The organism is Bacteriovorax sp. DB6_IX, assembly GCF_000447775.1.
GTDB lineage: Bacteria > Bdellovibrionota > Bacteriovoracia > Bacteriovoracales > Bacteriovoracaceae > Halobacteriovorax_A.
The window spans coordinates 1-6,822 of sequence record NZ_AUNJ01000001.1; the positions used below are offsets into that span (position 1 = coordinate 1).

6 protein-coding genes are annotated in these 6,822 nt (G+C 38.2%); 1 reads left to right on the forward strand and 5 read right to left on the reverse strand.

Annotated elements, in window-relative coordinates; translation table 11 throughout:
• Nucleotides 1-24 precede the first annotated feature (24 nt).
• The 4 genes from M901_RS00005 to M901_RS16010 are packed head-to-tail and all read right to left on the reverse strand — an operon-like array spanning nt 25 to nt 2,881.
• Nucleotides 25-690 (reverse strand): class I SAM-dependent methyltransferase, encoded by a 666-nt coding sequence (locus tag M901_RS00005; protein WP_021276085.1) that lies wholly within the window; start codon nt 688-690, stop codon nt 25-27.
• Nucleotides 687-1,994, reverse strand: a complete 1,308-nt coding sequence (locus M901_RS00010) for an MATE family efflux transporter (RefSeq protein WP_021276082.1) — start codon at nt 1,992-1,994, stop codon at nt 687-689. The genes M901_RS00005 and M901_RS00010 overlap by 4 nt, the downstream gene beginning before the upstream one ends.
• 5 nt (nt 1,995-1,999) lie before the next feature.
• Nucleotides 2,000-2,347 (reverse strand): SirB2 family protein, encoded by a 348-nt coding sequence (locus M901_RS00015; protein WP_034719068.1) that lies wholly within the window; start codon nt 2,345-2,347, stop codon nt 2,000-2,002.
• Nucleotides 2,348-2,362: 15 nt separating this feature from the next.
• The gene (locus M901_RS16010) at nt 2,363-2,881 is read right to left on the reverse strand and encodes a potassium channel family protein (protein WP_021276081.1); all 519 of its coding nucleotides are present in this window, start codon (nt 2,879-2,881) and stop codon (nt 2,363-2,365) included.
• A gap of 45 nt (nt 2,882-2,926) precedes the next feature.
• Between M901_RS16010 and M901_RS00025 the strand changes: the two genes are divergently transcribed.
• Nucleotides 2,927-3,688, forward strand: coding sequence for a hypothetical protein (locus tag M901_RS00025; RefSeq protein ID WP_157679740.1), 762 nt, complete (start codon nt 2,927-2,929; stop codon nt 3,686-3,688).
• Here the strand turns inward: M901_RS00025 and M901_RS00030 are convergent, their stop codons facing one another.
• Nucleotides 3,689-6,622: a helicase C-terminal domain-containing protein gene (locus M901_RS00030; protein ID WP_021276084.1), complete on the reverse strand. Its 2,934-nt coding sequence runs from the start codon at nt 6,620-6,622 to the stop codon at nt 3,689-3,691.
• Nucleotides 6,623-6,822: the final 200 nt, after the last annotated feature.

Genomic DNA, 6,822 nt, shown 5'->3' on the forward strand with positions numbered 1-6,822 from the left:
AATTTGCCATTGATAACTCCTCTATTAAAATCTATATAGTAAATCTGTAAAGAATGTATTTTCTTCGTTAAAGTGTACTTTACTTTCTAAAACTCGACTAGAAATAAAAGTAAAATGCTTCTTGATCATCTTCTGATATTTAGTACGACTTCTTCTGATAGCGTACTCATCTTTAAACTCGAGATCCTCTATTTGACGAATAAGCTCTTTGTCAGTCGGAACTGTAAAGTAAAGATACTTACATCTTTGGGCCAAGATAGGTAAACAAAACTCAATTTCCTCATCAGAGAGGTATTGAAAGACAGATGTGCATATCCCTAAATCAAAACTTTTAATCTTCTTCTTGCTTTGGCACCATGAGACTAAATCAATTTGTTGTAACTTGAAATTCGTACTGTCTGCTGGAGAGATCTCTCGTTTTTCGACTTCCTTAAAAGCAAACTCACTAGGCTCAATTCCCAATGCTTTATAGGGAATGAATTCTTTGAGTAGCCCTTCAAAGAGATGTCCTAGTCCGAAGCCGAGATCGACGATACTACTAATATCGATATACTCCATTCCAAAGAGGTTCTTAATATAACCCACATGCATCTCGACATTACCAATCCCATCCATTTCTTCTGGGTTCTGGTAATTGACTTTCCAATACTCGTCATGGAAGCCTTGAGCTCCACTATTTTTCTTTGTCATATATTAACTCTCAACTCATTTCTTACACAGAAGTAATTTGATACCAAACGATATATTCCCACACCAATAAGTGCGGCCCAAATCCCAATGAGGGATTTCATATTATATGAATAAAAGGCCAGCGGCGTGAAGACCAAACAAAAGGCAATCATCATATGCTTTCTTAAAAAAGCAAAGTTACCTAATCCAAAAATAAGCCCATCATAGACATAGGCAATGGAGAGAGGAATTTGTGATAATGCTATAAATGGCCAAACTGTGGCTATTGTTTTGAGAACTTCTTGATCACTTGTAAAGCGCTGTAAGACCAGCTCATCTAAGAAGAAGTAAGCGAGTGTAAAAACAAGTCCAATTTTTGCTCCCATAAAAAGAAGCTTATTAAATATTCCTATCAACTCTTTTCTTTGTTCAGCACTCTGTGCTCTGGCCCCAACAATATTACCTGTCGTGGCAACTCCATCAGTAAAAAAGGAGGCGAAAAGCCAGACCTGTAGGATAATTTGATGTGATGCCAATTCGACAACCCCAATATGAGAAGCGATCTTAGTACACAGAAAGAAGCTCAATGTGAGAAATGCTGAGCGCCCAAAAATATTAAGGGCCTTTGAACCAAGCTCAAATATATTATTTCTAATAATTTTCTGAGTCCAAAAATGATCTCTGATCTCCTGTATTCTTATTAAAGTGAGAAAAGATAGTAGCATTCCAATAGTATTTCCAAATACGGTGGCACCGGCCACTCCTGCTAGACCAAAGTCCCAATGATAGAGCGAGAGGTATGAAAGAGAAATATTAAGAAATGTAGAGATCCCAATAAAGGCCATGGCCACTCTAACCTTAGCAAAGCCTCTTAGCAGAGCGAGGCAAACAGTAAAGAGCAGAACGGAACTTTGTCCTAGTAATCTGATAAAAAAATACTCATCACAATACTTTAAAAGATTCTCTGTTGCTCCCATGAAAGCATAGATATGAAAACGAATCGGTAAAAATACAAGAATTAGAATAAGGCCAAGCCCTAAGGCCATAAAAAGAGAAACCTTACATAAGGAGATAACTTCATCAAATCTCTTTTGACCAATTTTTTCAGAGACACCTTGTATTGGTGCGTGAACTAAGAAGTTAAACATCCAAGTTAAGGAACTTATAAGAGTTGCACCAATGGCCAGGGCCGCTAATTGCTCAGTGCTAAAACGCCCGACAAGCGCCGTATCGACGACGGAGCTAATTGGTTCTAACATTGTGGCAATTATCGAAGGAATGGAAAGGGCCCAAAGGCCCCGATAGGACTTCCAGGCACTTTCCATAGAATTTAGTACTTAGTGATTGCAGAGAATACAGCAACAAAGATAAGAACAAGAATACCGTAATACCCAAACTGACGGTTAGACTTCATTCTCTTTGCTAAGATTGGCCCTAGAGCAGCAACAGCTAACCATAGTCCAACTTTAACTTTTACCCACATTGGCCAACCAGCACCATGTGAAACACCGATTCTCGCAAGTAGCCCCATTCCGGCCACAAAAATTAGGAAACTTGAAACACCAGAAATAATCTTAGCGCTCTTTGGAGAAGTCTCCATAAAAAATTGAATAGCGATTGATCCAACAAATAGAACAATCATAAATACGTGTAGAATTTTGTAAAATTCGTATGACATCTTTACCTCTTAAAGTTAGTCGTTTATATCTCTCTTGCCTTTCTTATCATTATTATCAAGATCATTTAACCTTTTCTCTAGTCGCGCTAGAGTGTGATTTAGATGATTGACTTGTCTTTCCAAAACTAATTCGTCTTCGTGAAGATCGTATTGCATTCCCTGAACATTCTTCTTTATCAAAGAAACCCTTCTTCCAAGACGGCTAACCTCTCGGCCTAACATGGCATTTGCAAAAAGGGCCGTATAAGAAACGAAGAAACCTGTTCCAACGATCATCAGTAATATCCCGAGTACTCTACCCCAGAATGTGACAGGTGTAATGTCACCATATCCCACAGTCGTGATAGTTGAAAAGGACCACCATACAGCGTCTATGAATTGATCAACTTCTAGATTATGCCCATATTCCAGTTTATAAAAGGCCAAAGAAGAGAGAAAAACCAGGACATTACATAAGAATGTCAGCATCCAAAAAGGAAAAGATACTAATAATCCATAAATTCTTTTGAAAAAGATTACAATATCTGTATCCATCTCTTCCCCTTCTCTAAAGTTCAATTCCTAAGTATAATAAACTCTATGAGTTATTTTGGAAACGGAAAGGAAGGAGAAAAGATATTTCGCGGCGCATATACCTATATGCGTAATACAAATATCTATTCTGAAGAATCATTCGAAGTATTTAGAGATAAGAAGGAAATGACCTACACCTTTGTCAGTGAGCTCATCTCTCGTGTATCAACAGGAGAACTTCTCAACATAAATACCATTTACAAGATCAATAAGGACTACACTCCCCTATATGTTGATATCAATCGCTCCCTAGGAAATAGTGCGGTCAATGAAAAATATGAATTTGATATGCGCCGAACTCGTATTAATTATACTTTCACTAATAATGATGGTGAGAGACATAATTGTGAACTTACGACCAATCCAAAGTTCTTTATTACAACTTCGGCCAGTTGCTCAAGTATGCTCTACTTGAGATCAAAGAAATTTGATAATACAGGAAAGAATTATTACACCATTTTTACAAGTAATAATCACTGGCAATTCAATGAAGAGCCCTCTGTAAAAAATATTGTCATTCAAAGAATATCGCAAACAAGTGAGTCTCTAAAAGTTGGAAAGAGTAATCTCGATGCAATCCAGTACAAGCTAACTGAACAAATTTTAGGAAATGAAGATGGTCCAGCTGATCCACATGCTCCACCAGCTCAAGAAAATGATATTCGTATTTGGTGCTCACAGCATATGACAATTCCCTATCTGATAAAAGATAGAGATGGAACAAAAATTGAAGTCAAATACTTGAATAATCTAGACAAGGACCAGTAATTAATTCTGGTCCTCAATAAAGGCCTTAGATTCTTCAAGGGCCCCCTTCAATGTGGTTCTTAATAAACGATAAGGCTCCATGTGCTTAACGAGTTTAGACATTGTCGAATTCTTCCACTTCTTAATACGCGAATCGACGATAACTACGGCCCCTGAATCATTCTCTGTTCTCAAAAGTCTTCCAAGTTTTTGGTGAAGGCTTCGACAACGATGGGCAAGATAGTAATCCTCAAATTCGTTACCAATATTCGTCTCATAGAACTCTCTTCTCAAACGAACAACTTGTTCCATCGAAAGATCAGGAATCTTATCAATAAAGACAAAGCTTAAAGAGTCACCAGGAACATCTATTCCCTCACCAAATGACTCCATACCAACTAAGATACCATTTCCAGAGTTCTTAAATTCTTCAACAACATTTGATCCCATTCCCTGAACATAGACAGGAAGTTTTCCATCAAATTTTTGTAAGAGATACTCAACGGCCTTTTCAAATCTTGCCTTGGCAGAAAAGAGAAGCAGGGTTCTTCCACCTATATCTTCAATAAATGAAGAGAGGTTTTCTAAAACGTCTGGAACAAAGCGACTCTCATAAATTGATGGTGTATCGTCACAGAGGAAAACCTTTGTCTTATTTGCGTAATCATAAACAGAAGGAAGGTACATCCCGGCCTTAAAACGCCTTTCCGGTTCAGTATAGAGATAACCCGTGGCCCACTCCATTCCCTTCGTACCAGTATCACCTTTAGCGTTGGCCAGAGTGGCAGATGTGAAGACAACTGAAGCTGCTCCTTGCAGGAGCTGATCGTGAAGAATCTTTCCAGTATTCACAGGACTTGCGCAAAAAGCAAAACCTTGATCTTGATGAAATTTCATCGAAAGACTATAAGGAACTGAAGGTTTTTCAATTTTTAAGAGATATGTTAATCCCGTCAAAAGATCTTCAAGACTTCCTGTAAAGGCCTCAAAACGAGTCCACGCAGTAACTTCACTCTCCCCATTCATATCAGTGGCCTGCCAACGAATCATATGAGGGTAAACCTTGTCATAGACATTCTTTAAGACATAGAAAACACTTTCAAGATGGTGGAATACACCAAGTCGCAATGGTTCCTGCTCGCTGCTAGAAATCATTGGTAATTCATTCCAATAAAGATCTGTATAGCGTGGCATCTTCTTAAAAATAATCTCTAACTTATTTGGAAGCTCAAATATATGATCATTTAGTGTCGTGGCCGTTTCGATAGAAAGAGTTCTTAGCTCCGCAATCATCTCAGTTGGATCTTCTCCCTCTGATTTATTATTGAGAAGATAGAAAAGAGATCCTAGCCCTTGAAGGTTTTGTAATTGTTTTTGCATCGACTCTAAGTCACTTCCTGTCACTTCGTAAGTAAAGGCACGAGTCGATTCATTTTCAATTTTATGGGCCTCGTCAACAACAACATAGGGTGGTCTCGGAAATGATTTTGGCCAACTAAACATGAGAGCATGATTCCCAACAATAATATGGGCATCCTTTGCTTCTCTCAATCCTCTAATATAAGTACATTCATTTTTAAAAGGACACTGAGAACCAGAACAGGCCCTAAAATCAACGGCCAATTCCTTATCACGATCTTTAAAGTTCTCAATTTTCATTTTAAAGAGAAATGGCAAATCTCCCCTTGAGATCATCTCTTCAAGAGGACTTCTTCCGTTATGGAAGAAAACCGATTCGAAGTACATATCACTGAATTTATCTTTCAATGCCCCGCTCATAGAGAATAAGGCATCTTCGGCCTGCATCTGAGTAAAGAGAAGTTCACACAGGTGATTGCTTGAGCCAATTAGCTGTTTAACTCTTAGGTCTTTTGGATCAACTCCCAAGAGCTTATGAAGACCAGGGACATCTTTTTGCATGGCCTGGGCCTGTAGAGTCTTAGTTCCCGTGGCCACCAGAACTTGTTTACCTTCAGTTAATGAAAAGAGGGCCGATGGGATAAGGTATCCTAAAGTTTTCCCTGTACCAGTAGGGGCCTGAACCATAGCATGGACATGATTTTTAAAAGACTGCCCTACTCTAAGAGCAAGGGACTCTTGTGATTCTCTATAAGAGTATCCCGGAAAGAGTTCCTGAACTTTTGGCTCATCCCTAAAAATATTTTTAACATTCTGACCGTTGAAATCCAGATCAAAATTCTTATCATAACTTGCTTCGTTATTAGAAAATTTTGGATAGAGCCACTCACGTGCTTTCGCAATATGGGCCTCTGGTTCAAAATCAATGGCATCACAAATTTCTTGTAACTCATCAGTATAAAGATTAAAGAACTTAAAGTACCAATAGTCTTGAAGCTGATATTTATTGTAGAGAGTCGTCACAAAGGCCTGTTTCTCTTTATCTTCCCTCACTAAGAGAGTGGCAACAATAATAACTTTAAGAAGATCCAGAGAGTCTTCATAACCACGGTGCATTTCTTTATCCGCTAACCCCATTCCAAGAATAAAGTGCTCTAGCTTTAGAGAACTTAAGTGAGGAAAGAGAATCGATAGAAAGTAAAGAGAGTCTTCCCAGTGGTGACCTTCAGGAGAATCTAGGGTTTGAAAATGTGAATCAAGAAAACTTGCTTCAAAATCAGAGTTATGAGCAAGAAGATGATGATCATCCAATTCAAGGATATCACCTACCACCATATCAAAGAGAGGAGCATCCTTTAGCATCTTATTCGTAATACCAGTCAGTTTCTGAATAAAATGTGAGACCTCAAAGGAAGGTCTTGCTAAGGACTGAAACTTGCGAATAAGTTTGACTCCATCAAACTGTAAATAACCGACATCGATAATTTCATCAACTCCAGCATCCGCTCCAGTTGTTTCAATATCAATAACCGCCCACTTCCCTAATCCAGAGTCATCGGCCGTAGATGTAAATTCATTTTGTGATGTGTTTGACATAGTGCTCCCATCGCTTCTCTGTCTAGATCATATCAGGTGCGGTACGTATTGATAATATGCCCAAATTAATTTATCTTGTTATGACAGATTTTATTAAAATTTCATGAATATTTTCATGGGGCAATTCATTAGATAAGGAAATTCTATGTCATCTGCGATGATTTTTCAGATTCAATCATTTTTAATTGTAGCTCTTATGC

What these genes read in the sequence shown, in the direction of transcription:
- M901_RS00030 (WP_021276084.1), bottom strand. Translation starts at nt 6,622, where the DNA reads ATGTCAAACACATCACAAAATGAATTTACATCTACGGCCGATGACTCT.
- M901_RS16010 (WP_021276081.1), bottom strand. Translation starts at nt 2,881, where the DNA reads ATGGATACAGATATTGTAATCTTTTTCAAAAGAATTTATGGATTATTA.
- M901_RS00015 (WP_034719068.1), bottom strand. Translation starts at nt 2,347, where the DNA reads ATGTCATACGAATTTTACAAAATTCTACACGTATTTATGATTGTTCTA.
- M901_RS00025 (WP_157679740.1), top strand. Translation starts at nt 2,927, where the DNA reads ATGAGTTATTTTGGAAACGGAAAGGAAGGAGAAAAGATATTTCGCGGC.
- M901_RS00010 (WP_021276082.1), bottom strand. Translation starts at nt 1,994, where the DNA reads ATGGAAAGTGCCTGGAAGTCCTATCGGGGCCTTTGGGCCCTTTCCATT.
- M901_RS00005 (WP_021276085.1), bottom strand. Translation starts at nt 690, where the DNA reads ATGACAAAGAAAAATAGTGGAGCTCAAGGCTTCCATGACGAGTATTGG.